This is a genomic window from Dinghuibacter sp. (assembly GCF_035492835.1).
Classification (GTDB): Bacteria; Bacteroidota; Bacteroidia; order Chitinophagales; family Chitinophagaceae; genus Dinghuibacter.
Genome location: NZ_DATJIY010000161.1, coordinates 1 through 25,898, shown reverse-complemented (window position 1 = coordinate 25,898; position 25,898 = coordinate 1). Strand labels below are relative to the sequence as shown.

Genomic DNA, 25,898 nt, shown 5'->3' with positions numbered 1-25,898 from the left:
CAACGCAAAGATGTTGAACCGGAAATCCGACACGGTAGTAATCTCCGCAAAGAAATGCCCCCTCATCCCCGGCGGCACATACGGATAGTAATTCCCATCGATGCGCAGCGTATTGAACGTGAGGTTCTCGTTGCGGACTTCCAGTAACTTGCCGAAGCACCAGCAGACTAGCATGTAGCCGATGGCGAAGACCAGCGACCCGATTTCGGGCGGCGGGATGTGGGCGGTCGTGTGGCTGATGATCCAGCCGGCGAGGTCGTTGTCGCCGACGGGGATCAGGAAGAGCACGACGATCAGCAACTCGGACAGCAGGTACACCGCCAGCGGGTTCTTCCCAACGGTTACGAAGAACGGCGTCCAGGATTTCCATCCGCGGAAGTCGATGATAAAGATCAGGAAGCCCAGCAGGATCAGGTCGATGCCGACGGTGTTGACGACGAAGGAGCTGGTCCAGAGCTTCTTGTTGATGGGGAAGACGGTATTCCAGCACCAGGCGACGATGACCAGGAGGGCGCCGGCGGCGATCATTTGCCAGATCTTTTTGGCTTGCTGGCCGTTCTTCTGGACATAGAGACCGGCGTAGTAACCGGCGATGGTGTTGACGACGGCGGGGATGGTGCTGAGGATGCCTTCGGGATCGAAGGGGAAGCCCAGGGCGGGAGGACCGCTGTCGCGATAAAGGTGGTTGTTACCCATTATCAGGCGGTCGAGCTTGAGGACGGCATTACCGTGGAGGGTATAGGGGCCGACGAGGCTATCCGGGGAAACGCCGCCGGGGTCGCCGAAATACCACGCCAGGAACCAATAGCCGAGCAGGAAGATGATGGCCACGGCCCATACGGCGTTGCGGGGCAGGAAATAGATCAGTAACGACGCGATGCCGTAACAAAGCGCGATGCGCTGGAGCACGCCCAGGATGCGGGCATGCGACAACGGGCGGATCGACCAGCCGGCGTCGGTGTGCTGGAAGAAGGGGAACCAGTAGAGCAGGAAGCCGCACAGGAAGATGAGCGCGGTCCGTTTGAATATTTTGGCCAGCACCGCACCCCGGCCCTGTTCCTCGTATTTGCGCATGGTAAAGCTCATCGCGTTCCCGACGCAAAACAGGAAAGTGGGGAAAACCAGGTCGGTAGGGGTGAAGCCATTCCAGGGTGCATGGTCCAGCGGCCAATAGGCCGGGCCGCCGGGGGTATTGACGATGATCATAAAGCAGATCGTCATCCCCCTGAGTACGTCCAGTGGCAGAAATCGTTGTTTGGCTTGTAGCATGAGATGGGTTTCCTATTTTATTGTAAGAACTTCTTGAAGGGTGTCGGTATTTCCGTAGGCGTTCACATAGCTGTAGTTGAGTGTAAACACGCGGTTGACCGGGTCGTACTGGCAGACACCCATATTGTTCAGGGGTATCTTGCCGCCGGCGCCCTGGTACGGATCGGAGGTTACGGTGACCTGGTTGGTCGACGGGTCCACGGTCAGGTCCATGCCGATGCCATAGTCGATATAGGTAACGTCGTCCCCCGCCTGGGCGATAACGGTGTTGGGCGGATACATCCCACCCGTCGTGTCTGCATAATACAAATATTTATCCTGATTGATCATAAATGTTTTACCGACCTCTTTTCGGTAGCCGAGGGAATGATAAAGCCCCGTATAGGCGTTACCGTTCTGTACCAGCCAGAATCCATACCCGAAGTTGGAGCTGACGGGCAGTCCCTGGGCGTCGGTGATGTGGAGGGGGAGTATATACCCCAGGTTGCCGCCCAGCTTGGCGCTGTTGATCATGACGTGGAAGGTTCCCGAGTCCTTGCCGGCAGGGATGGTCACCTGCCAGGTGGGGACGGTGTATACGCTGTCGGGGAGGAGCGTATAGCCGTTCCCCATAAGTTGTGCGTTGAAGTCGGCGGTGTCGAGCGCCAGGGTGAAGGTGACGGCTTTCCCCAGGGGGTTTGGCGCCGCGACGTTCACCATGAGCGTATAGTCGGTCGGTGTCGGCTGGACGGTGACCCATGCGTTGGTCACGCCGGTGCCCCCCAGGGAAAACTGGGCGATGGCGCTGACATTGGAGAAGTCGGTGTAATACTTTGCCGGCTTCAGGCAGGATACGCCGGCGATGACGATCGCCAGCAGGAGTATTCGGTTGCTCATGGTATCCAGAATATTTTGGAGGTGAACTGATTGATCGTGCCTTCGGCGTTGACGTTTGCCGAGTTTGTCTGGTATTCGATCTGGGGATACAACAGACGCACGGGGGGCGTCTTGGAGACGGCGTTGGGGGAATTGGAGGGCGGCAGGTCCGACGGAAAGCCCGTCCGGCGGAAGTCGCTCCATACTTCTTCCAGGTCGATGCCGTTGAGGGCCGCCCACTTCTGGACGATGATCGCTTCGAGCTTGTTGGGGGAAGCGGTCCAGCCCACGTTCGCCATCGCCTGGCCGTAGTACGTACCCGCGGCGGTGGCGGCGTTGGTCACCAGCAGATAGCTGTAGGACTCGGTGATGGCCTGTTCATAGAGGCTTTCGGGGTCGCCGGGGATCCAGCCGCGCTCCGCCGCCTCCGCCTGCAAAAAGAGGCTCTCGGTGGCGGTCAGGATGGGGCAGGACTGGGCATCGTTCTGGAGCAGGCCCACCTGGGGACCGGCAGGACTGGTAGCCGTGGCCGGCATATACGCGCCGATAGAAGAAGCGGACGTTGGCGACGGCAAGCCGATGGTCCCAAAGGGTGCGCCCACATAGAGGTAGGGTGGGTTGCCGCCATACCCGGTGAGCGGCGCATAGTCGTAACCGATCCGGGCGTCGTTGGTATTGTTGAAAAAATTGATCGTATAGATGTTGGCCTTAAAGCTGGTGTAATTCGACGCCGCGCCGCCGGTGGAGTTGAAGCCGAAGGAGGCGAAAAACGGGTTTTGCTGGTTGTTGTTCTGCGAATACCCGGGATTGACCGAGGCGTTTTGCCCGGCGGTCAGAAACCCGTCACCCTCGTTGGCGATGTCCTGGAGACGGTCTTGTATATAGCCTGCCTTGGCCGTCAGCCCCGCCTGGTGGAGGAGCATCCGCAGCTTCAGGGTGTTGCCGAACTGTTTCCAGGACGTCATATTACCGGCGAACATGATGTCGTCCGAACCGGTGGGCTGGGAGACGCTGGGCGAAGCGGCGTTGATCTGGGCGATGGCGGTATCGATCGTCATCACCAGGTGCTGGTAGACGGTATCGGCGTTGTCGTATCTGGGATAGATGTTGATGGGGCTGGAAGCCTCGAAGTAGGGGATGTCATTGTATACATCCACGAGTATCTGAAAGTTCACGGCCTTGATGATCTTAGCCATGGCGCCGTACAGGACGAGGGTGCTGTCCGCGCGCGCGGCGGCTTCGATCTGCGCGATATTGCCCAGGTTGCCATATACGTCGGTCCAGATGTTCTGCCCGAAGTTGGTGCTGAAATTATAATTGGCGTAGTCGGTGATGTCCGAGAAACCCTGGGAGATGGTCCAGTATCCCTGGTAGCAACCCAGGAAGGGGAAGTCCGTGGTCACGATGGAAGCCGTTGTGTTGAGGGTCCCCGCTAGCAGCAACTGGGGTTGGATGCTGGTGACCTGGTTGGGGTTGTCGTTGTTGACGTTCAGGTAGCTTTTGCTACAGGCGCAAAGCCCTACCAGGAAAAGGGCGGCTGCGGCTCGTATGCGGTGTGGTGACATGGTTGACGGGTTTGGTTAAAAGACGAGGGTCAGGTTGGCGCCAAAGCTCCGGACCGGTGGCGGTTGCAACGGGGAGTTCTGGCCCACGGCGTTGGAGTTGTCGTCGTTGAATTCCGGATCGGTCCATATATTGTCCTTGGGCCGCCAGGTGAACAGGTTCCGACCGACCAGCGTGATGGTGGCCTTGCGGATGATCCGGGCGTGGTGCAGCACGGCGGACGGTATGTCGTACGCCAGCGATATCTCCCGAATCTTCCAGAACGCGGCACTGCTCACGAACATGGAGGGCGGCAGATAGGCGTAGCCGTTCTGACCCCAGAAAAGGAATATATCGTTGATCGTAGTAGTGGTGTTGGGTTCGTATTTCCCGGGCGCCGTCTCGATGACCGAATTGGGGAAGACGAAGCGCTGGTGGCCCGAAGCCGCCGAGCGGGGCGTGAGACCGAATTCGTCGATATAGGGTGAATTGTTGAAGACGATGTTACCCCCGCGGTATTCACCCACCGCGGACAGCGTAAAGCCCTTGTATTGGATGGAGGTGTTCAGGCCCAGCGTTGCCTTGGGATTTACCTGGCCGAAGGGCCGGGGATTGGGGTCCTGGCTGGGCAGGCCGGTCACCGGATCGACGATGACGTGGCCCTGCGGGTCCCGCGCCCAATCGATGACCTTCATGTAGGGGTAGGCTTGCCCCACGATCGCGTAGTCGTTGCCGACGAGGCCCTTCGAGCCGGAGGAGCCCCCGATGTTCAATTCCGTCGTCCCCGGAAGGAGGCTGATAACCCGGTTCTGCACCAGGCTCATGTTGACACCCACGTTCCAGCGGAAACCGCCGGGCAGCTTGACCAAGGGCGTCAGGTTGAGGTCACCTTCGAAGCCCTTGCTTTGCATTTCGCCGACGTTGATGTATTGCGTGCCATAGCCCGTGACCGGCGATACCTGGACGGGTACGGTCTGGTTGGTGGTTTTTTCGTTGTAGTAGGCCAGCTGTACGTTTATGCGGTTCTGAAGGAAGCCGAGCTCCGCGCCGACCTCGCGGGAGGTCGTGAATTCCGGTTTGAGGAGCGGGTTGTAGATGGTCTGGTTGATGGCGTAGCTCGTCGTCCCGGTGCTGGTGAAGGGGAAACCATTGTATGGCGTACCCGATGGGACGTAGGTGTTGGCCAGGGAATAGGGCGGTATGTTTATATTGCCCACACGGGTAAGGCTGGCCCGCAGCTTCAGGAACGACAGCACCTTGTTGTCCTTCAAAAAAGACAAGGCTTCGGTCGGGATGAACGAAGCGTCCACGCCGGGGTAGTAGAAGGTCCGGAACTGCTCGGCCAAAAGCGAGCTCTGATCGCGTCTGACGGAGCCGTGTACGAATAGGAACTCCTTGTAACCCACTGTGGCGTCCGCAAAGGCGCCGGTGGTCCGGATCGTCTGGCGGTAGTCGCTGAGGCTGGGGGACTGGGTGCCGCTGCCGATGTTGTAGAAGTTCTGGAAGGCCAGCGACGAGCTCGACTGGCTGGAATACCGCTGGTAGGCGCTGTTGGTGGTATAGCCCAGGATCAGCTTGGCCGAAAATTTACCAAAGGTTTTGTCAGCGCTGACAAGGGTGGTCGTGTTGAGGCTTGTCTGTATGCCGAAGTTATCCGTCGTCGCGGGAGGGCCGGGGGAATAGGCCACGTAGTTGTCGCCGCTGAAGGAATAGTTGTTGTACAGGATCGCGTCGTTGGAATAGGTCTTCCCGGCGGTGTTGATCTTGCCGTCCTGTACGAACAGGTTCATGCCCACGCGATAGGTGGCGCTCAGCCAGGGGGCGATGCGCCAGGTGAGGTCGGCGTTGCTGACGAGGTTGTGGTTGGTGGAGTTCCCGCGGACGTTGTTGATGTACCAATAGGGGTTCAACGACCACGGTATGGGGAACCCGTTGATCGAGGCGTTGACATAGTTGTTTACGTCTTTGAAAGCCGGGATGTCGATGTTAGGTGGAAAACCCATTACGCTGAAATAGGTGTCCCCCCAATCGGCGTCCTGGTTGACGCGGAACTGGTTATAGGCGAGTCCGATTGTCGCGGTGAATTTTCCATAGGTCCGGTTGCCGTTGAACCGGAAGCCGGTGCGCCGGGACTCGTCGTCCGGTACGACGCCCTTGGTGTTGACGTCCTGGACCGACAGGTAAAACGAACCCCGTTCGTCGCCGGAGGAATACGAGACGTCGTTTTGCCAGGTGTAGCCCTTGTTGAAGAAGTCGTACTTGGCCTTCGGATAAGCCTTGTAGGGGCCCGTCAGCACGCTGCCGTCCCGTTGCGGGAAACCGATCAGCACGGTATCTCCGTTGAACGCGGGCCCCTGGGCCTGCTGCTCAAAGGGGATATATAACCGGTTCCCGTCCTGGTCGGTGAACAAGGCATAGCCTTGCTGGTATTCCCCGGCGTGCGGTCCGAAGGAGTTTTGCAATTCGGGAAGGTAGGCGACGCGCTCCTGGGTGATGGTCGAGCTGACGGTGATGGAGGGCTTGCCCTGGTTGCCCTTGCGGGTGTTGATGATGAGCACCCCGTTGGAAGCGTCGGACCCGTAAAGGGCCGCGGCGTTGGCGCCCTTGAGTACGGTGACGTTGTCGACGTCGTTGGGGTTGATGTAGTTGATATAATTCAGGTCGACGGGCACCCCGTCCACGATGAGCAGGGCCTGGTTGTTGCCGAGAAAGGAGCGGTTCCCGCGTAATACCAGCCGGGTCGTGGGATTGACGCTGTTGTCGTTGGTGTTGATCTGGAGCCCCGAAACCTTGCCCGAAAGCTCGGTGGCCAGGTTGGTCTGTTTGGTTTCGTTGAGCTCTCCGTTCCCGACCCGGGCGGTGGAGTAGCCCAGCTCCTTGGCCTGACGCTTGATACCGAGCGCGGTGACGACGACCTCATTGAGGACCTTCTTCAGGTCCTTCATCACCACGGCCAGCTCTGAACCGGAGACTTTGACCTCCTGGGTCTCGTAACCCACGTAGGAGACGACGAGCACCGCCCCGCTGGCGACGTTGATCGAAAACCGGCCGTCCGCGTCCGTTTGCACCCCGGTGTTGGTCCCTTGCACTTGTATCGTCACGCCCTGGAGGGGATTACCGGCGGCGTCCGTGATCCGTCCCTTGACGAGACCGGGCGGCGCCACTTCCAGTTCTACCGGGGGAAGGGGCGTGTTTTTTCCGAGGACGAGTATCTTGTCGCCCCGTTGTTGAAAGACCCAGCCGGTCTGTCGGGTGATGGCCCCCAGGATGGTGTTGAGCGAAGCCTTGTCGAAGTGCAGGGTGACGGCCTCCGATGGATCGATCTCGGTTTTGTCGAAGTGAAAGGTGAGGTGGGTTTGCCGTTCGATCAGGCGAAACGCCCTTTCAGCGGGTTGGTGATCGATGATCACGCGCAGGTCCGCCTGGTCCTGCCCCCCCGCTCTCAGGATTTGGGGGGCGCCGATACAGCACAGCGCGAGCAGAAGGGTCCAGCCCCATCCGGGCGGTGTGCCCGGGGGTCTCAAGAATTTTCTCATGAGCGGTTAATTTTTGTTGACGAGTATGATTTGGCCCTGGTCCGACCGGTAGTCCAGGTGTTCGGTTATACAGATCGTGCGGACGATCTCCCATACGCTCTCATGCTGGAAGTAGCCGGTGTAGCTCCAGCGTTTTTTATGGCTGGCGTTCACGAGGCGTACGTTATAGGTGTTTTGCAGCGCAAAGGCGATGTCCTCGAAAGACGCGTCCCGGAAGTCGATGGCCTTTTGCTCCCAGGCCGTGACGTCGCTGTCGATCCGGCCCACCCGCAGCCCGTTGCTTCCTTTGCGGGCGATCTCGCCGGGGTTGAGCGTGGTCTCCCCCACGCGCACCCTGCCCGTCAGCAATGCGACTTTCGTGACGGTGTCCCTTTCGTATGCCCGGATGTCGAAGGACGTACCGAGCACCGTTACGGTGGTGTTCCGGACGTCGGCGATAAACGGTTTTCCCGGGTCCGGCGCTACCTGAAAAAAGGCCTCGCCTTCGAGGTGGACCCGACGTTGGGCAAAGTTTTTTTCGTAGGACAGGGTAGTGTTCGCGTTCAGGGTTACGGCAGAGCCATCGGGTAGGGTTATCTGGCGGACTTCGGCGGCCGCCGTGGTCACGCAGAGCGTTTCGATTGCCGGCGTGGGCCGGGTACGTGGCGTTAGCGCGTAGATGCCGGCGATCAGCAGGACGGATGCGGCGGCGGCATACCAGGGCCAGCGCGCATGGCGTGTCTGCGCCGGCCGTTCCTGCCCGGGTTCGGCTTGTTGCCGCGCGGGTTCGGCGGCTTGCGGTTGCACGCGGTCCAGCACCCTTTCCAGGCTGGCGGAAATCTCCGCTTCATCCGGGATTGACTCAGCTGTCGAAAGGCCTTCGTACCATTCTTCAATGATCCTCCGCTCTTCGGGGGTACACTGATCCTCGTGGTACCTCTTCAGCAAAGCAGCCAAATCATCTATGTGCATATATACTATATCGGAGAAGGTGGGGAAATGTACTATCGGAGATGAAAAAAAATTTCAGGGGGCGGCGGCGCGGGCACTGATCGCCTTAGTGTGGCGACTCCTGCCATTTGTGGCGAAGGGTTTTCAGCGCGGAGGATATTTGGTTGCGGACGGTTTGATTCGAGAGATGTAACCGCTGCGAGATGTCTTCCACGGACAACCCGTCGTAGCGGCTCAGCATGAAAATCGTGCGGACGCTCTCGGACAGCGACTGGATGTGGGAGTGGATCGTTTGTTCGGCCTCTCTGGCGTGGAGGATTTCCGCCAGGGGCGCTTCGGGGCGATCCAGGAGGGCGATGAGGGAGTCCAGGTGTCTCAGCCTGAGCGCGCTGGTCCGGTAGTAGTCGATGACCTTGTGACGGAGGATGCCGAGCAGGTATGCCCGTAACGGTGTGGAGGGGCGGAGGGTTTCCCGACCGGTCCAAAGGGCGGAAAATGTCTCTTGAAGAATATCCTCACATACCTCCTTGACACCGGTCTTCCGGTAAGCCTGGACAAACAGCAACCGGCTGTAACGGCGGTAGATTTCGGAAAAGGCTTCCCTGCTCCCTTGCTGTAAGGCACACACTAACGATTGGTCATCGAAGGTCTCTATCATAGCAGGTTGCATGGCTTTCTAAATGTAATGCATAAAAGCAAAATTTAATAATTTATTCATGCTCCTTTGCTTTAACTTCGGCGCATGCAGTTTCTGGACGAGGACTTCCTATTGACAACCAAAACGGCGCGCCTGCTTTATCACGATCACGTCAGCGCGCTACCCATCATAGATTATCACTGTCACTTGTCGCCTTCGCTCATCGCGGGGGATCATCGCTTCGCCAACCTTACCGAAGCGTGGCTCGCGGGAGACCATTACAAATGGAGGGCCATGAGGGCCAACGGCGTGTCCGAAGCCTATTGCACGGGGGGCAAACCCGATGCGGAAAAGTTCGCCCGCTGGGCGGAGACGGTACCCTATACCTTGCGAAACCCGTTGTATCACTGGACCCACCTGGAGCTGCAACGGTATTTCGGGGTGCGCGAAATATTGAACCCGACGACCGCGTCCGGTATATATGACACCTGTTCGGGTATGTTACAGACGCCAGAGTTTTCGGTTCGTTCGATCCTGACCCGCATGAAGGTCGAGGTCGTCTGTACTACCGACGATCCCGCGGATACGCTGCACGATCATCGCGCCATCGCGGCGTCCGGCTTTGGGACGAAGGTATATCCCGCCTTCCGCCCGGATAACGCGCTGTTGGTGGACAACCCGGCCGCTTTTAACGGCTATATGGAGCGGCTGGAGGGGGCCACGCAGCAATCGATCACGACCTATGGGGATTTATTGATGGCGCTCCGCAACCGGCATGACTTTTTTGCCGCGAACGGCTGCACGGTTTCAGACCACGGTCTGGAAGAAATGTATGCCGACGATTTTTCCGTGGATACGGTGAACCGGGTGTTCGACCAGGTACGCCTGGGTCAGCTTCCCGACGAGGCATCGCGGCGGCAGTTCAAGTCGGCCCTGCTCCACCAGCTGGCGGAGTGGGACCATGAAAAGGGCTGGGTTCAACAGTTCCACCTGGGCGCCCTCCGTAACAACAATACGCGTAAATGGCGGGAGCTCGGACCCGACACCGGCTGGGACTCCATCGGCGACTTTGCGCAGGGACGCGCGTTGTCACGTTTCCTCGACAGGTTGGACACCAACGACCACCTGGCCAGGACGATCCTCTATAACCTGAACCCCGCCGACAACGCGGTCATGGCCACCATGATCGGGAACTTCAATGACGGCACCATCCCCGGTAAAGTCCAGTTCGGGTCGGCGTGGTGGTTCCTGGACCAAAAGGACGGGATGACGCAACAGCTCAATACCCTCTCGAACATGGGGCTGATCAGCCGGTTCGTGGGGATGCTCACCGATTCACGCAGTTTTCTTTCCTTCCCCCGGCACGAATATTTCCGCAGGCTCGTCTGCCGGCTCTTCGGTGAAGAGGTGGAGGGCGGCGAGCTTCCCGGGGACATCCCCTGGATCGCCAAGATCGTGAGCGACATCTGCTATTATAATGCGAAGCAATATTTTGGATTCGTATGACCTCCATCGTCGTTTGTTTCGGGGAAATCCTGCTGAGGATGTCCCCCGCACTGGAAGGCCACTGGCTGCAGGATGCCAGGATGCCCGTTTTTGTTGGCGGAGCGGAGGCTAACGTGGCCTGCGCCCTGGCCAGCTGGAACCAGCCCGTGGCGTATTGTACCGCCATGCCGGATAACTACCTCAGCCGTGACATGGCCGCCTGGCTCGAAGGTCGCGGCGTGGATACGTCTCCCGTCCTATGGACGGGCCAGCGCGTCGGCGCCTATTACCTGCCCCAGGGGTCTGACCTGCAACACGCGGGGGTGATCTACGACCGGGCCGGATCGGCTTTTGCCGGCCTCGCGGCCGGCGCGATCGACTGGGACCTCGTGCTCCAGGACGCCGGTTGGTTCCACTTCAGCGCCATCAGCCCCGCCCTGACGCCCTCGGTGGCGGCGCTTTGCCGCGAAGGGCTCGAGGCGGCGACCCGCAAGGGACTCTCCATTTCGGTGGACCTCAACTACCGCTCCAAGCTCTGGCAATACGGCGTATCTCCGGTGTCGGTGATGCCGTCGCTCGTGGAGTATTGCGACGTCGTGATGGGGAACCTTTGGGCGGCGGAGAGCCTGCTGGGGATACCGGTCGACAAGGACGTCCACCAGCAGGGCTCGAAACAACGGTACCTCGATCATTCGCGGTCCACCTCGGAAGCGATCCTCGCCCGTTATCCCCGTTGTCGCCGCGTGGCGCACACCTTCCGATTCGAAAAGGTTTCCGAAGGGCTGCACTACTACGCGACGCTGTTCTCCCGGGATGGCGGTCTTCACGTGTCCCGTGAATTCCGTACCGACGCCGTGGTCGACAAGGTGGGAAGCGGCGATTGTTTCATGGGCGGCCTGATCTACGGGGGCGTCCAGGGCTGGGACCCGCAGCGGACCATCGACTACGCCGCCGCGGCCGCGATCGGCAAGCTCCAGGAGAAAGGCGACTCCACCCGTCAAACCGTAGCACAGGTTTTGCAAACGATCCAGCAACATGCATAATATACTTCAGCAAATAAAGACACAAGGGGTGCTTCCCCTTTATTTCCACCCCGATCCCTCTGTCTGCGAGGACGTATTGACGGCGCTATACGACGCCGGTATCCGTGTCGTCGAGTTTACCAACCGGGGCGCGGAGGCGCTGTCGAATTTCTCCCGGTTGCTGGCGTTGCGCGACAGGTCCCTGCCCGGTTTGCTGCTGGGCATCGGGACGATCAAGACGGGCGACCAGGCGCGTGCGTACATCGCTGCCGGCGCGGACTTCCTGATCTCGCCGGGCGTAGTGCCGGAGGTCGGGGACGTCGCTTTAGCCGCCGGCAAATTTTGGGTGCCGGGGTGTATGACCCCCACCGAGATCATCGTGGCGGAAGGCTTGGGCGCGACGTTCGTAAAGTTGTTCCCCGGGAACCTATTGACACACGCGTTTGTGTCGGCAGTCCGCGATCTTTTCCCCGAGATGGCATTTATGCCGACCGGGGGGGCGGAGCCGGAGCGCGGGAACCTCGAGGCGTGGTTCAAATCGGGGGTTATTGGGGTGGGGATGGGGAGCAGGCTTATCAGCCCTTCTTTGCTGGCCGCCAAGGACTATGCGAGGCTCATGGAGGAAACGCGACGCGTGCTGGCGCTGGTACGGGAAATCCGCGGCGGCGTCTAGGGCTCGTAGGGCCGCTCGACGACGGCGCGGACGGAGTCGGGGGGGACGTTGCGGAAGATGGTGACGAAGACGGCTTCGGCCAGGCGGCCGGCGCGGTAGATGGGGAGGGTGTCGGTGCGGGTGAGGTAGGGGAGGAAGAAGGAGGGGAGGGCAGACGGCGGTTGATATTCGCGGCTGTTGGTGACGAAACAATAGTCGGTTACCTGGTCCCAGTCGCGGGCCCGGTGTTGATTTACCCAATAGAATTGATGGATGTTGCGCATGGGGCCGAGCACGAGGGTGTGGCGGTGTAGCGGTCCGGCGATGTAAAAGTCGACGTGGGCGCCGTTGAACCAATTGACCTGGAGGAACTGGTAGTCGGGGCTGAGGGCGCCGCTGCGGACCTGGTCGGTCAGGAGGCTGTCGAGTTGCGTCCGCGTTTGGCCCCAGCCGTACATGTCGAGGGTGAAGTCGTCCTTATGGTAGTCCTTGGTGAGCGCGGGTTTGTCGCCGGTGAGGTCGGGGATGCCGGTATTGATGGCGAAAATGCCGGCCAGGACAATAAAGACGGTGAGTCCGAGGCTGCCCCACAGCACAGGTGGAACGCCGGGTTTGACGCGGCGGTCGGCGAGCCAGGCGGCGGGCAGGAGCATCAGGGATAAATAAGAAGGGCCGGTCCAGTGGGGTAACGTTTCGCGACGGGTGCTGAGGGCCCAGACAAAGGCGATGAGAGGGAGGCTCATGCACAACAGGAAGACGAGCTGGCGGGGTTCAAGGTAGCGCCGGCGCCGATAGGCGAAGAGCGCGCAGCCGATCAGGACGACCACCGGGACGGAATTGTAAAAAATCTCGCCCAGGACCTGCTGGGTCAGGTTGCCCCAGTTGATCAGCTCCTGTTTGCCCAGCGTCCGGTTGCCGTGGTAGACAAAAGACGCCCAGCCGTGGTGTATGTTCCAGTAAACGATGGGGAAGAAACAGGCGATGGTGATCAGACCGCCGAAGTACATAAAGGGATTGGTAAGCTCCCGACGGTCGCGGAGCAGGACATAGAGCCCGGCCCCGGCCCACAAAAAGACGCCGTGGTACTTCGACAGGACGGACAGTCCGACGGCGAGGCCAAAGATCAGCCAGCGCCGGTTGCGGTCCTGCCGGCTGGAGAACAGCCGCACGAGCACGAGCAGGGATAACAGCCAGAAAAAGGACTGGGCGGTGTCGGGCAGGATAAACACGCCGCAGATAACGGTGACGTATAGGGAGCTGGCATAGAGCAGTGCGGCATAGTAGCCGGTCCGGGGACTCTTCAGGCGCAGCCCGATCAGGTAAGCCATGTAGAGGTTGAGCGTCCCAAAAAGGAGGGCGGGCAGCCGCAGCGTCCAGGTGGTATGGGCGGTCTGGCCGCCGTTGAGGATGCGCACGACCCAGGCGATCATGGCGGGATGGTCGAAGTAGCTCCAGTCCGGGTAGCGGGGATACAGTGCGTAATAGACCTCGTCGTTACCCAATTCGATGGTGGTTGCCGCGACGATACGCAGGACGAGCGAGCAAGCCATCAGGATGAGCACTTTCCTTTGCGCATCGTTTTTTTCCATGGGGGACACTTTGAAGTCGGCGTCAAATTTAAGTGTATTTTAGGGGAACCTTAAAAACAAGCGCTCATGATCCAACGATTCCTTGCCGTACTGTTCCTGGCCGCCTTGACGGTGGCGGCCGCCAAACACAAACCCCGGGTCCTGGTCTTTAGCAAGACGGGAGGGTACCGGCACAGCATGATCGGACCGGGCAAGCTGGCCATCATGGCGATGGGACGGGAGAACGGGTTCGACGTGGATACGACGGAGGATTCCACCGTTTTCACGGATGCGAACCTGAAGAAGTACGACGCCATCGTTTTTCTCAGCACTACGGGGAATGTGCTGGATGACGCGGAACAGGACGCGATGCAGCGGTTTATAGAATCGGGAAAGGGTTTCGTGGGCGTACACGCAGCCACGGATACGGAGTATGGGTGGCCGTGGTATGGGAAGCTGGTCGGCGCCTACTTTGTCAAGCACCCGGCCCAGCAACAGGCGACGATACACGTAGTGGATTCGACCGACATATCGACCCGGCACCTGCCCACGACCTGGAGCCGGTTCGACGAGTGGTACAATTTCAGGGATATACAACCGGACCTGCACGTGCTGCTCACGATCGACGAGCACAGCTACACCGGGGGCTCCAACGGAAACTTCCATCCGATGGCGTGGAGGCATAGCTATGATGGCGGCCGCGCTTTTTATACCGAGCTGGGGCATACGGAGGAGTCGTGGAAGGATCCGTTGTACCTGAAGCACGTGCTCGGCGGTATAAAATACGCGCTGGGAGAGGCAAAATGAGTCCAGGCATACATGACATCTACAGCCTGCTCGTCGCCCTGGGTTTGGGCGCGGCCGTGGGTTTGGAACGGGAGTATCGCTCCAAGGCGGCGGGTTTCCGGACGCTGACGATGATCAGCCTGGGTTCCTGCTTGTTCACGCTGATGTCCTACTACATCGGCGGCCCGGGCAACCCGGACCGGATCGCGGCGAATATCGTGCAGGGGATCGGCTTCCTCGGGGCCGGTGTGATCTTCAAGGATGGCTTTTCCGTCTCGGGTCTGACCACCGCCACGGCGATATGGGTAGCCTCCGCCATCGGCATGACGGCCGGCACCGGAAATTACGCGCTGGCGGCGTTTACCGCGGTGGTGGCGTTGATCGTGCTGGGGGTCTTTGAGCGCGTCCAATTTTGGCTGGACCGGCTCCACCAGCGGCGGAACTACCGGGTAACCTTTGACCGGGCGGCGCTGCCCCCGGAGGGCGTGGAGGAGGATTTCCGGCGCAGCGGGTTGAAATACATCAAGCAAAAGGAGAGCCGGAACGGCAACCTGGTTACGAGCTGGTACGAGGTGTATGGCAACGCCGGGTGCTTTGCCGCGCTGGACAGGGCCCTGCTGGAGGATGAGCGGGTCTCGTCGTTCGACAACGAAACGCCGCCGTGAGAAGCGCATCCAATTCGTAAATTTGCCGGTAAAAGAAGTCATCGCGGCATTGTCCTCCATACTGACCAGCCCTATCGAGTACCTTAAGGGTGTCGGGCCCCAAAGGGCCGACCTGCTGAAAAAGGAACTGCAAATCTTTACGTTCGGGGATCTCCTGGACTGTTTTCCCTTCCGGCATATCGACAAAACACAGGTGTTGCCCATCCGGGCCTTGTCCGGGCAGGCGGACTATGTGCAGGTATCCGGCGCGGTGCTCAGCCTGGAGGAACAGGGGGAAAAACGGGGGCGCCGCCTGGTGGCCACCGTCTCCGACGGGACAGGCGTGCTGGAATTGACGTGGTTCCAGGGTATCCCCTGGGCGCTGAAGCGGGTACAGGTGGGTGGCCGTTACCTCATCTTTGGAAAACTGACGTTCTTCCTGGGCAAGCCCCAGATCGTACACCCGGAAATAGAGGACTTCGTCCCGGAAAAGCTCCAGGGGAAGCCTTTTCTCGAGCCGGTCTACCCCAGCACGGAGAAGCTCAAGGCCAGGGGGCTGAACGGGCGGCAGATGGGCAAGCTGGTTTGGCAGCTGTTCGAGTCGCTGGGGCCCAAGGATTTTCCGGAGAATCTGCCGGCGGACATGGTCGCGCGGCTGGGTTTTCCCTCCCGTTATGATGCCTACCGGCAGGTGCACTTTCCCGCCCGGCTGGAATTTTTTAACAAAGCCGTGGAACGGCTAAAGTTCGAGGAATTCTTTTTTTCCCAGCTCCGGTTGAACATCGCCAAGGCCAGGCGCCATAAGGAATCGCACGGGCCGCTTTTCGGAAAGGTGGGCGACTCGTTCAACCGGTTTTACAAGGAATGCCTCCCGTTCGAGCTCACCAACGCACAAAAGCGCGTACTCCGGGAAATCCGGCAGGACACCGGCCAGGGTAAGCAGATGAACCGGTTGCTCCAGGGCGACGTGGGCAGCGGCAAAACCATCGTGGCGGTACTGTCGTTGCTGCTGGCCATAGACAATGGCTTCCAGGGGTGTCTCATGGCCCCCACGGAAATACTCGCGCAACAGCACTACGAAGGGATCAGCGCCTTGCTGGCGCCCCTGGACATCAAGGTGGCCCTGCTGACGGGATCAACAAAAGCCGCCGCCAAACGGGCGGCGCTCCGGAGGCTGGCGGAAGGTGACATCCACATCGTGATCGGGACGCACGCGCTCATCGAAGACACCGTACAGTTCCAGCGGCTTGGGCTGGCGGTGATCGACGAGCAACATCGTTTTGGCGTAGCCCAACGCGCCAGTCTTTGGAAAAAAGCCAGCATACCCCCGCATATACTCGTTATGACAGCGACGCCCATTCCACGGACGCTGGCGATGACGGCCTACGGGGACCTGGATTATAGCGTCATGGACGAGCTGCCCCCGGGGCGCCAGCCAATCGTGACGGTGCACCGGCACGAGTCCGGCCGGCCGAAGGTGATGGACTTTATCAAAAGCGAGATCGCCAAGGGGCGACAGGCGTATATCATTTTTCCGCTGATCGAGGAATCGGAAAAACTGGCCTACGAAGACCTGATGAAGGGCTATGAAAACGTAAAGGCATACTTCCCCGAGCCGGCCTATTGGATCAGCATGGTGCACGGACGGCAGACCACGGAGGTAAAGGAGACTAATATGCAGCGGTTCGTAAAAGGGGATACCCAGATCATGGTGTCCACCACCGTCATCGAGGTAGGGGTAAACGTACCCAACGCGAGCGTGATGGTGATCGAAAGCTCCGAGAAGTTCGGGCTTTCCCAGCTCCACCAGCTCCGCGGCCGGGTGGGGCGGGGCAGCGAACAGAGCTATTGTATCCTGATGACGGGCGGGCAGCTTGGCCAGGAGGCCCGGGAGCGCGTCCGCATCATGACCGCCACGCAAAACGGGTTCGAGATCGCCGAAAAGGACCTGGAGCTCAGGGGACCCGGGGACATCGAGGGGACCCGTCAGAGCGGGGTGTTAAACTTCCGCCTGGCTTCGATAGTCCAAGACAAGCAATGGCTGGACCTGGCCAAAGGGGAAGCTGTGCGGATCGCCGACGCCGATCCGGAGCTGCTGCTGGACGACCACCGGCCCATCCGTGCGTTTCTTTTGTCTCAAAAGGGTAAAACCGCCTGGAGTAAAATATCTTAGCACAACTTTTGCGCGGTCCTTGCCGTTTATTGTAATGAAGGACGCGCCCCCGCGGGCGCCAACACTCAAATAGATGAACCACATGTTCCAAAGGACGGCGCTATTTCTTTTCCTATCGACCCTGGGTTGGCTTGATGGACGCGCCCAGTCACCCGGAACCCTGTTATTCGCCGAGAACAAAGGCCAATGGAACAAGTCCGTGCTGTTCAGCGCGGATATGCAGGAAAGCGGATTCTATCTCAACCCCGCTGGATATACGGTGCTCAACCGCCAGGAATTCGACCTGACGGGTAAGCCGCTGAACGGCGTGCCGACGGCGCACGTGGGCGCCGGGAACCCGTCCCTTCCGACGTTCAACCTGGGCGGCGCGCCGGCTAACCCCGGTAAAGAGCCGAACGATTCCATGATCGTCAAAACCTATACGTATGGCGTGCAGTTCGCGGGCGCCAGCGCCGGCGTGCAGATACTGCCCGACAAGCCCACCGGCGGTTACAACAATTATTTCCTGGGGAATGACCGTTCTGCCTGGGCCTCCCACTGCCGGGTCTTCCAGGGCGTGATGTACAAGGACCTCTATCCGGGTATCGACGTACGCTATTACTCCGAAGCGGGCAGCCTCAAGTATAACATCATCGTCCACCCCGGGGCCGATCTTTCACAGGTCCAGCTGCAATACCAGTCCGTCACCAGTTTGTATGTAAAAAGCAACCAGCTCCACGTGGTCACACCCCTGGGCGAGACGCTGGAGCAGGTGCCCGACTCCTATCAGCCGGGCGATTCGGGACGGACCAGCGTGAACATGCGGTACAAGGTCAAGGGGAACGTTGTGACCTTCAACGCCGGGGACTACGACCACAGCAAGCTGCTGGTGATCGATCCTGCGTTCAAGTTCTGCTCCTTTACCGGGAGCAAGGGAGACAACTGGGGTTTTACGGCAACCTATGGCGGGGACGGGAGCATGTATATGGGCGGTATCTCCCAGAACGGCTACCTGACGACGGCCGGCGCCTATCAGCCGGGTTTCCAGGGAACGGCCGTGCAAAGCGCGTACCCGCCGGACGTGGCGATCATCAAGCTGAGCCCCGACGGTACGCAGGAGGAATGGGCCACCTACCTGGGTGGCAAGGACGACGACGAGCTGCCGACCAGCATGATCGAGAACCACAACGGCGACCTGATCGTAGTGGGACACACCCGGTCCGCCGATTTCCCGAGATACAGCACCATAGGTGCCGGCGGCGCCTGGGACATTTTTGTATCCAGGCTGAGCAACGACGGCTCGCAATTGCTGGGGTCCATCGTGATCGGGGGATCCGGACAGGACGGCAGCAACATCACCGACCAGTACGAGCAACCGCTCGGGGCGCAGTCGTTGAAACAGAACTACGGAGACGATTCCCGGAGCGAGGTGATCGTCGATAAGAACGATAATATCTACGTCGCGTCCTGTACCCGGTCGCCGGCTTCCGGTCCCGGCGCATTTCCGACGCTAAACGGTTTTCAGACGACCAACAAGGGCGCCCAGGACGGCGTCGTGATCAAGATCAACGCAGCGGACAACACATTAATGTGGAGCACCCTGTTGGGCGGCAGCGACGAGGACGCCTGTTATGTACTGGACATCAGCCCGATCACGGGCCAGCTGTTCGTGGCCGGGGGGACCGCTTCCAGCGACTTACCCGGCGTGCCTGCCTCCGGCGTGGTGCAACCTAAATACGGGGGGGCGATCGATGGGTATATCACCTGGCTGCAGGACAACGGGAATTCGGTCAGCCTGGTAAAGTCCACCTACCTGGGCACGGGCGCCGTCGACCAGATCTACGGTCTCCAGTTCGACCGGCTGGGTTTCCCCTATGTCACCGGGACGACCCTCAGCGCCAGCTGGCCGATCATCAACGCGCCCTACAACGTCAAAAGCGCCAAGCAATTTATCTGCAAGCTGCAGCCCGATCTTTCGGCCTATGTCTACTCCACTACGTGGGGTACGGCCTCCGCCGCGGGCGCGGGCCCCAATATTTCGCCCGTGGCGTTCCTGGTGGATCGCTGCGAAAACGTCTATGTGTCCGGTTGGGGCGGGATCGTCGACCACGGTAACGGGTATCCTTCGTCGGGCACGGCCGGTTTGCCTCTCACGCCCAGCCCCGCGCAGGGGACCACCGACGGGAGCGACTTCTACTTCTTTGTCATGCAAAAAAACGCGACCGGTCAACTCTACGGTAGCTTTTTTGGTCAGAACGGGGGCAACTTCCAGGAACACGTGGACGGGGGCACCAGCCGTTTCGACGTAAATGGCGTGATCTACCAGGCCATCTGCGCCAACTGTTACGGGGGAGCGGTGTTCCCCACCAAACCGCGGAACGTTTTCGCGCCGGACAACGGCACGTTGAAAGCCGGTTCGGTCGGGGGATGTAATGAGGCCGGCGTCAAGATCGCCTTCAACCTGGCCGGGGTGGGCTCGGGTGTAAAAGCCTCGATCACCGGGAAGGCATTCTCCAACCTCGGCTGTATACCCCTGCTCGTTAATTTTACCGATACCATCGGCAATGCGGTGACCTACGACTGGAATTTCGGCGACGGCACCCCCGACCTGACCACCACCGTGCCCACTACCAGCCATACCTATACCGCCACGGGCGTATACAAGATCCGGCTGATCTCCATCGATCCCAGCAGCTGTAACGGGCAAGACACTTCGTATACCATCATCCGCGCCGCAGACGACAGCGCCCACGTGGACTGGACGTATGCTAAGATACCGCCGTGCGAAAACCTGGGCTACCAGTTCACGAACAACTCTACCACCGCGCCCGGCGCCAACCCGTTCACCGATACTTCCTTTACCTGGTCGTTTGGGGATAACAGCCCGCTTGTCCGGGCGGGTACCGAAGGAGAAACGCACAGCTATCCCGCCGCAGGCGTATACGACGTCAAGCTCACCCTGACGGATACCAGCTATTGTAACGCACCCGAAACCGTTGAACGCACCCTCCGCGTGGCGGCCAACGTCAAGGCGCAGTTCGACGGGCCGACCAACGGGTGCGCGCCCGACTCGGTCCAGTTCACCGACGAATCGATCGGCGGGACACAATGGAGCTGGACCTTCGGGGACGGTACGTCGTCCACGGACGAAAGCCCGCTGCATTACTACCCCAACCCGGGGACCTATACCATCAAGCTGGTCGTCACCGACCCGTCGACGTGCAACAAGATAGACTCCACGACCTCGGTGCTGACGCTCGTGCCCAAACCCACTGCCGGTTTCAGCTGGGCGCCCAACCCGCCCCTCAACAACACACCCACGGTCTTTACCAACAGCTCCTCGGAAGACGCCGTGCGCTTCAAGTGGCTGTTTGGGGATGGCGACACGCTCAACACCACGAGCCGGGATACGGTTGTCCACCAGTACAATACCACGGGGAATTTCAACGCCTGCCTGATCTCCTTCAACGCCAACGGCTGCTCGGACACGGTCTGCCAGGTAGTGAGCGCCCTGGTGTCCCCGGATATCGACGTCCCGAACGCCTTTACGCCGGGCCGGTTCGGGGTGAACAGCGTGATCAAGGTAAAGGGTTTTGCGATCGCCAAGATGGAGTGGCGGATATTCAACCGCTGGGGACAGGTGGTGTTCACGTCTGAAAGCCCGGACGACGGCTGGGACGGGACATACCGGGGCACGCTCCAGCCCATGGACGTGTATGCGTATACCCTGAGCGTGGAGTTCACCGACGGCACCCAGGCGCGAAGGACCGGGGACATCACATTGTTACGTTAACGCCTTTGGATTTGAGGGGCGCTTGGCGTAACTTAATATAGAAAAGGGGATCTTTTGAAGAAATCGCCATTTGCCTGGCTTTCCTGGCTACTGCTCTGTAGCTCACCCGCGTTTTCCCAAACGGGCGGTCCCTTTCAATTTATAGAGAACAAAGGCCAGTGGGACAAGTCCGTCTCCTACCGCGTAGCGCTCGAGGGGAGCGGGTTCGCCCTGAGCCCGGACGGGTATACGGCAGTCATGTACGATCAGAAGGACTACGAACGGGTTCAGGCCATCGTCCACGGGCGGCCGCGGATATCGCCTTTGACATCGGACTCTTTTTTGGTCCACCGCCACGCCTATACCGTCCGGTTCCTGGGCGCCAACCCCGCCGCACGGCTCATCCCCTCCAAGCAGGAAGAGGGGTTCAATAACTATTTTATCGGGAAGGACCCATCCAAATGGGCGTCGAAATGCCGGGTCTACGACGAGGTCACCTACAAAGACCTTTACCCGGGTATCGACGCGCGGTATTATTCGGATGGGGGACGCCTGAAGTACGACCTGATCGTGCATCCCGGGGCGGACCTTTCGCAGGTCCGTCTTTCGTATGGATATACCACCGGGTTGCGTGTCCACGCTGGTGAGCTGCACGTGGGGACCACGGTGGGCGAATCCCTCGAACGGGTGCCGGAATCATACCAGCCGGGCGACAGCGGCAGGGCGGGCGTCGCCATGCGGTACAAGGTCCGCGGGAACGTGGTCTCCTTCGAGCCGGGGGCGTACGATCACAACAGGACACTGGTCATCGACCCGACCTTCTACTTCTGTTCCTTTACGGGCAGCCCCGCCGACAACTGGGGCTTTACCGCGACATACGGGGCCGACGGGAGCATGTACCTCGGTGGTATCGCCGACGCCGGTTTCGATACATCGCCCGGCGCCTACCAGGTCAACTTCAAGGGTGAGGACGGCTCGGGCATACCGGGCGACATCGCCATCATCAAGCTCACCTGGAACGGACAAAACCGCGAATGGGCCACCTACATAGGCGGCTCATCGCAGGACCAGCCGCACAGCCTGATCGAAAACCCCGCAGGGGAGCTGATCATCGCCGGGCGCAGCAGCTCGCAGGACTTCCCGCTGCGTATCCCGGCGGTCATCGGCGGTGGGGGCGGCTGGGACATCATCGTGTGCCGGCTGAGCGCCGACGGCAGCCAGCTGCTGGGTTCGATGAAGATCGGCGGCGATGGCGCCGACGGTGTCAACATCGCGGACTATTCCGCGCAGGGCACCAACTCGCTCAAACAGAATTATGGAGACGACGCCCGCAGCGAAGTGAACGTGGACGCGGCTGGAAACGTATACCTGGCGTCCTGTACCCAATCCAAGAAATTTCCCGTTACGGCGGGTGCCTTCCAAAGTACCCTGAACGGGTTCCAGGACGGCGTGGTGCTCAAGATCAATCCCCAGGTCAACAATATCCTTTGGGCGACGTACCTGGGCGGGAGCGGGAACGACGCGGCCTACGTGATAGACCTGTCTCCCACGGTCCCGGGCGCTATATACGTAGGGGGAGGAACGACGAGCGACGATTTTCCCGCCAGGGGCGGGTTGCAACCGGCTTTTGCCAAGGGCACCTGTGACGGCTTCGTGTCGTGGCTGACCGACAACGGCAACAGCGTCACGCTGAACAAAAGCACCTATATCGGGACGCCGGGCATCGACCAGGTCTACGGCGTCAAGTTCGACAAGCTCGGCTATCCCTATATCATGGGCACCACCACGGGGACCTGGCCCATCATCAACGCACCCTACAATGTCCCGGGCAGCCGCCAGTTCATCTGCAAGCTCCAGCCCGACCTTTCGGCCTATGTCTATTCGACGGTATGGGGGACGGTCTCGACGGTGCCGAATATATCGCCCGTGGCCTTTTTGGTGGACCGCTGCGAAAACGTGTACGTTTCCGGTTGGGGCGGCCGGGTCAATAACATAGAAGGGTACCAGTCCGCGGGGACTGCCGGTTTGCCCATCACGCCGGGAAACGTACAGCCGCTGACCGACGGGAGCGATTTTTACTTTTTCGTCATGCAAAGAAATGCGGCCGGCCAGCTTTATGGAAGCTTCTTTGGCCAGAAGGGCGGCCAGTTCCAGGAGCACGTCGACGGGGGCACCAGCCGCTTTGATAAGAACGGGGTCATCTACCAGGGTATCTGCGCGAACTGCGGGGGCGGCGCCTATTTTCCGACCACCCAGAGGGCTTATGCCCCTAACAACAAATCGAATGGACGTTGTAACGAGGCGGGCGTCAAGATCGGCTTCAACCTGGCGGGTGTCGGTTCCGGTTTGAAGGCGACCATCGACGGACGTCCGGCTTATGCCCACCTCGGTTGCGCCCCGCTCCAGGTGCACTTTACGGATACCATTGCCAACGCGGTGACCTATATCTGGAGCTTCGGGGACGGAACGCCCGACCAGACCACGACGACGCCATCCACCGATCACGGGTATCCCAACGTCGGCGTGTATACCGCGCGGCTGATATCGATCGACCCCAACAGCTGCAACGGCGCGGACACTTCCTATGTCACGCTGACGTCCAGGAACAACGAGGCCCTGGTGTCGTATACCCTGGTCAAGTTGCCGCCGTGCGACAGCCTTACCTACCGTTTTTATAACCATTCCACCGGCGGGACGTTCTCCGACAGCGCTTTTGTCTGGAACTTCGGGGATGGCACCCCCACCGTAACCACCGGGCTGGACTCGGTCGATCACCGGTTCCCCGCGGCGGGCACCTACACGGTCGTCCTGACCATGCAGGACACCGGTTACTGCAACTCCCCCCAGTCGGACAGCCTGATGCTCAATATTTCCCCGCTGGTCAAGGCGGGCTTTAACACCCCGGCGGCGGGGTGTGCGCCTTACGACGCCGTTTTCAATACCATCATCAAGGGCGGTCAGCATTTTTACTGGAGTTTCGGGGACGGACAAACGTCGACGGAGGTGATGCCGACGCACCTGTATCCCAAGCCGGGAACTTACGTGGTAAAGGAAGTGGTGGTCGACTCCAATTCCTGTAACATCATCGACTCGACCACCCAAACGATCACCGTGTCGGGGAGCCCCGTGGCGGACTTCGGCTGGGCGCCCAACCCCTCCCGCGAAAATACGCCCACGGTGTTCACCAACACCTCGTCGCCGGACGCGGTCCGTTTCGTATGGATGTTCGGAGACGGGGATTCGCTGGCCACTACTTCCAGGGATACGGTGGCGCACCAATACAATATAAGTGGTACCTTTAATGCCTGTTTGGTCGCCATCAACGCGACCGGCTGCCCTGATACCACGTGCAGCGCCATACCCGCCATTATCCTACCCCTGCTCGACGTACCCAACGCCTTTACCCCGGGCCGTTTCGGCGTCGACGGCGTCATCAAGGTAAAGGGCTTCGGCATCGCCAAAATGGACTGGAAAATATTTAACAGATGGGGACAGCTCGTGTTCGAATCCCAAAGTCCGGACGACGGATGGGACGGGAAATACCGGGGTGTCCTTCAACCTATGGATGTATATGCGTATACCTTGAAGGCGACGTTTACGAATGGTCAGGGGACAACGAAGACGGGGGATATTACGTTATTAAGATAGTGTGGTTTGGGATTCCTTGCGTGACTTGCCGCGCTCCGGCGCGGACCCCGAAGGGGCAACATATAGGCGCTTCGGCGTCAACAAAAGACAAAAACTATGGAAAAGACGATGCGGCGTTTGGCCGCCCTGTGGCTGCTTGGGTTTGTTGTCGCGCAAGGACCGCTTACGGTCTCTGCACAGGACCTTCATTTTTCCCAATATTTCAACGCGCCCCTCCTGGTAAACCCAGCCAACACGGGTTTCCTGCCCGAGGCGGACTACCGGCTGGGTGCGAATTACCGGAACCAGTGGAGCACTATCATGCAGGTGCCCTACCAGACCATGAGCGTTTTTGGCGACGCCCAGGTCTTCCGCAACCGGATCGACAACGGCTGGCTGGGGCTCGGCGGTGTGCTGCTGCGTGACGTAGCCGGCAGCGGCAGCCTCACGTCGACGGAGGCCTACGGCTCCATCGCGTATCACCAGATGCTGGGGCTGTCATCCCTGCTGACCGCCGGCTTTAACGTCGGCTGGGCGCAAAAGCGCATCGACGTCACCCGCCTGAAATTCCCCGACCAGTTCGACGGCAAATTCTTCGACGCCGGCGTGCCCACCGGGGTGGCGCTCGACAACACCCAAACCAGCTACCTCGACATGCAGGCCGGTCTGAACTATGCGTGGTTCCCCAACGAACGCGCCTATGTCAACGTCGGCTTCTCCGTCCAGCACATCAACCACGCCCGCGAAACCTTCTTCGAATCGAGCGACCTCGGCTTCGGTCTGATCCCCCGCCGTTACATCGCCAACATAGACGCCCGTTTCAAGACCACCGACAATATGTGGATCATCAACCCGAACGTATACTACACCACCGACGCCGGCGCCACCGAGATCATGCTCGGTTTGAACGCGGAGTACAACCTCGCGGGCGACGGGACCAATCGGTTGATCGGGGGATTGTACTATCGTACGGGGGACGCCGCGATCGTGATGATCGGATTCCAGGTGAAGAATGTGGTGTTGTCCTTCTCGTACGATATAACGATGTCGTCGCTGAAGAATTATAATGGGTCGCGGGGGGCGTATGAGTTTTCGGCGCAGTATAATGGGTTTTATGATGAGTATAATGGGAATCGGAGGGAAAGTCTTTGCCCGAGTTTTTGAGCTGGCGCCCTAACACCCCTTCGCACCTGGCGCGCCGGCGTTTTGGGAGGGTATTTTTCCCGTTTTTTATTATACTATGTTTAATTCGGGATCAAAAATTTTGAGAAGCGGATTTTTTTCTTTTAGATTTATGGCGTCCTAATGTTGGGACGCCTTTTTTTTCGCACCCTCCGAAACAGCTTATCACAACCTGACAACCCAACTTGAACTGTTTATGCGGTGCGGCTCTGCTTTGCTCATTCTGTGGCTTACCTTAT

General features: G+C 59.7%; 16 protein-coding genes. 9 read left to right on the top strand and 7 right to left on the bottom strand.

What is annotated here, in order from left to right; genetic code table 11:
- The 6 genes from VL547_RS15170 to VL547_RS15145 form a co-directional block, all read right to left on the bottom strand.
- A partial coding sequence (locus tag VL547_RS15170; RefSeq protein ID WP_325579276.1) for an acyltransferase family protein occupies positions 1-1,269 on the bottom strand: 1,269 nt, incomplete at its 3' end.
- A 12-nt stretch (positions 1,270-1,281) separates the two neighbouring features.
- Positions 1,282-2,145 carry a BT_3987 domain-containing protein gene (locus tag VL547_RS15165; RefSeq protein ID WP_325579274.1) on the bottom strand — a complete coding sequence of 288 codons (864 nt, stop codon included), beginning with the start codon at positions 2,143-2,145 and terminating at the stop codon, positions 1,282-1,284.
- Complete coding sequence (locus tag VL547_RS15160; RefSeq protein WP_325579272.1) at positions 2,142-3,689, bottom strand: SusD/RagB family nutrient-binding outer membrane lipoprotein; 1,548 nt, start codon at positions 3,687-3,689, stop codon at positions 2,142-2,144. Before VL547_RS15160 ends, VL547_RS15165 begins: the two co-directional genes overlap by 4 nt.
- Before the next feature lie 15 nt (positions 3,690-3,704).
- Positions 3,705-7,202, bottom strand: a complete 3,498-nt coding sequence (locus tag VL547_RS15155; RefSeq protein ID WP_325579270.1) for a SusC/RagA family TonB-linked outer membrane protein — start codon at positions 7,200-7,202, stop codon at positions 3,705-3,707.
- A 6-nt stretch (positions 7,203-7,208) separates the two neighbouring features.
- Positions 7,209-8,153, bottom strand: coding sequence for a FecR family protein (locus VL547_RS15150; RefSeq protein WP_325579269.1), 945 nt, complete (start codon positions 8,151-8,153; stop codon positions 7,209-7,211).
- Between the two features lie 85 nt (positions 8,154-8,238).
- On the bottom strand, positions 8,239-8,802 hold the full coding sequence (locus tag VL547_RS15145; RefSeq protein ID WP_325579267.1) for an RNA polymerase sigma-70 factor: 564 nt from the start codon (positions 8,800-8,802) through the stop codon (positions 8,239-8,241).
- Positions 8,803-8,874: 72 nt separating this feature from the next.
- Between VL547_RS15145 and uxaC the strand changes: the two genes are divergently transcribed.
- The 3 genes from uxaC to VL547_RS15130 are packed head-to-tail and all read left to right on the top strand — an operon-like array spanning position 8,875 to position 11,949.
- A complete protein-coding gene (gene uxaC, locus VL547_RS15140) occupies positions 8,875-10,275 on the top strand; it encodes a glucuronate isomerase (RefSeq protein WP_325579265.1) in 1,401 nt (466 codons plus the stop codon).
- Positions 10,272-11,297: a sugar kinase gene (locus VL547_RS15135; protein WP_325579263.1), complete on the top strand. Its 1,026-nt coding sequence runs from the start codon at positions 10,272-10,274 to the stop codon at positions 11,295-11,297. Before uxaC ends, VL547_RS15135 begins: the two co-directional genes overlap by 4 nt.
- Positions 11,290-11,949 (top strand): bifunctional 4-hydroxy-2-oxoglutarate aldolase/2-dehydro-3-deoxy-phosphogluconate aldolase, encoded by a 660-nt coding sequence (locus VL547_RS15130; RefSeq protein WP_325579261.1) that lies wholly within the window; start codon positions 11,290-11,292, stop codon positions 11,947-11,949. Before VL547_RS15135 ends, VL547_RS15130 begins: the two co-directional genes overlap by 8 nt.
- On the opposite strand, the gene VL547_RS15125 is transcribed toward VL547_RS15130, so the two are convergent.
- Positions 11,946-13,517 carry an ArnT family glycosyltransferase gene (locus tag VL547_RS15125; protein ID WP_325579259.1) on the bottom strand — a complete coding sequence of 524 codons (1,572 nt, stop codon included), beginning with the start codon at positions 13,515-13,517 and terminating at the stop codon, positions 11,946-11,948. The genes VL547_RS15130 and VL547_RS15125 overlap by 4 nt on opposite strands.
- 66 nt (positions 13,518-13,583) lie before the next feature.
- Between VL547_RS15125 and VL547_RS15120 the strand changes: the two genes are divergently transcribed.
- From VL547_RS15120 to VL547_RS15095, 6 genes are all read left to right on the top strand, one after another.
- A complete protein-coding gene (locus VL547_RS15120) occupies positions 13,584-14,303 on the top strand; it encodes a ThuA domain-containing protein (RefSeq protein ID WP_325579257.1) in 720 nt (239 codons plus the stop codon).
- Entirely contained in the window at positions 14,300-14,947 is a 648-nt protein-coding gene (locus tag VL547_RS15115) for an MgtC/SapB family protein (protein WP_325579255.1), read from the top strand. The genes VL547_RS15120 and VL547_RS15115 overlap by 4 nt, the downstream gene beginning before the upstream one ends.
- Before the next feature lie 22 nt (positions 14,948-14,969).
- Positions 14,970-17,099, top strand: a complete 2,130-nt coding sequence (gene recG / locus VL547_RS15110; protein ID WP_325579253.1) for an ATP-dependent DNA helicase RecG — start codon at positions 14,970-14,972, stop codon at positions 17,097-17,099.
- A gap of 73 nt (positions 17,100-17,172) precedes the next feature.
- Entirely contained in the window at positions 17,173-20,871 is a 3,699-nt protein-coding gene (locus tag VL547_RS15105; protein ID WP_325579251.1) for a PKD domain-containing protein, read from the top strand.
- Positions 20,872-20,925: 54 nt separating this feature from the next.
- On the top strand, positions 20,926-24,498 hold the full coding sequence (locus VL547_RS15100) for a PKD domain-containing protein (RefSeq protein WP_325579249.1): 3,573 nt from the start codon (positions 20,926-20,928) through the stop codon (positions 24,496-24,498).
- Positions 24,499-24,594: 96 nt separating this feature from the next.
- On the top strand, positions 24,595-25,641 hold the full coding sequence (locus VL547_RS15095; protein ID WP_325579247.1) for a PorP/SprF family type IX secretion system membrane protein: 1,047 nt from the start codon (positions 24,595-24,597) through the stop codon (positions 25,639-25,641).
- The last annotated feature ends 257 nt before the right edge of the window (positions 25,642-25,898 follow it).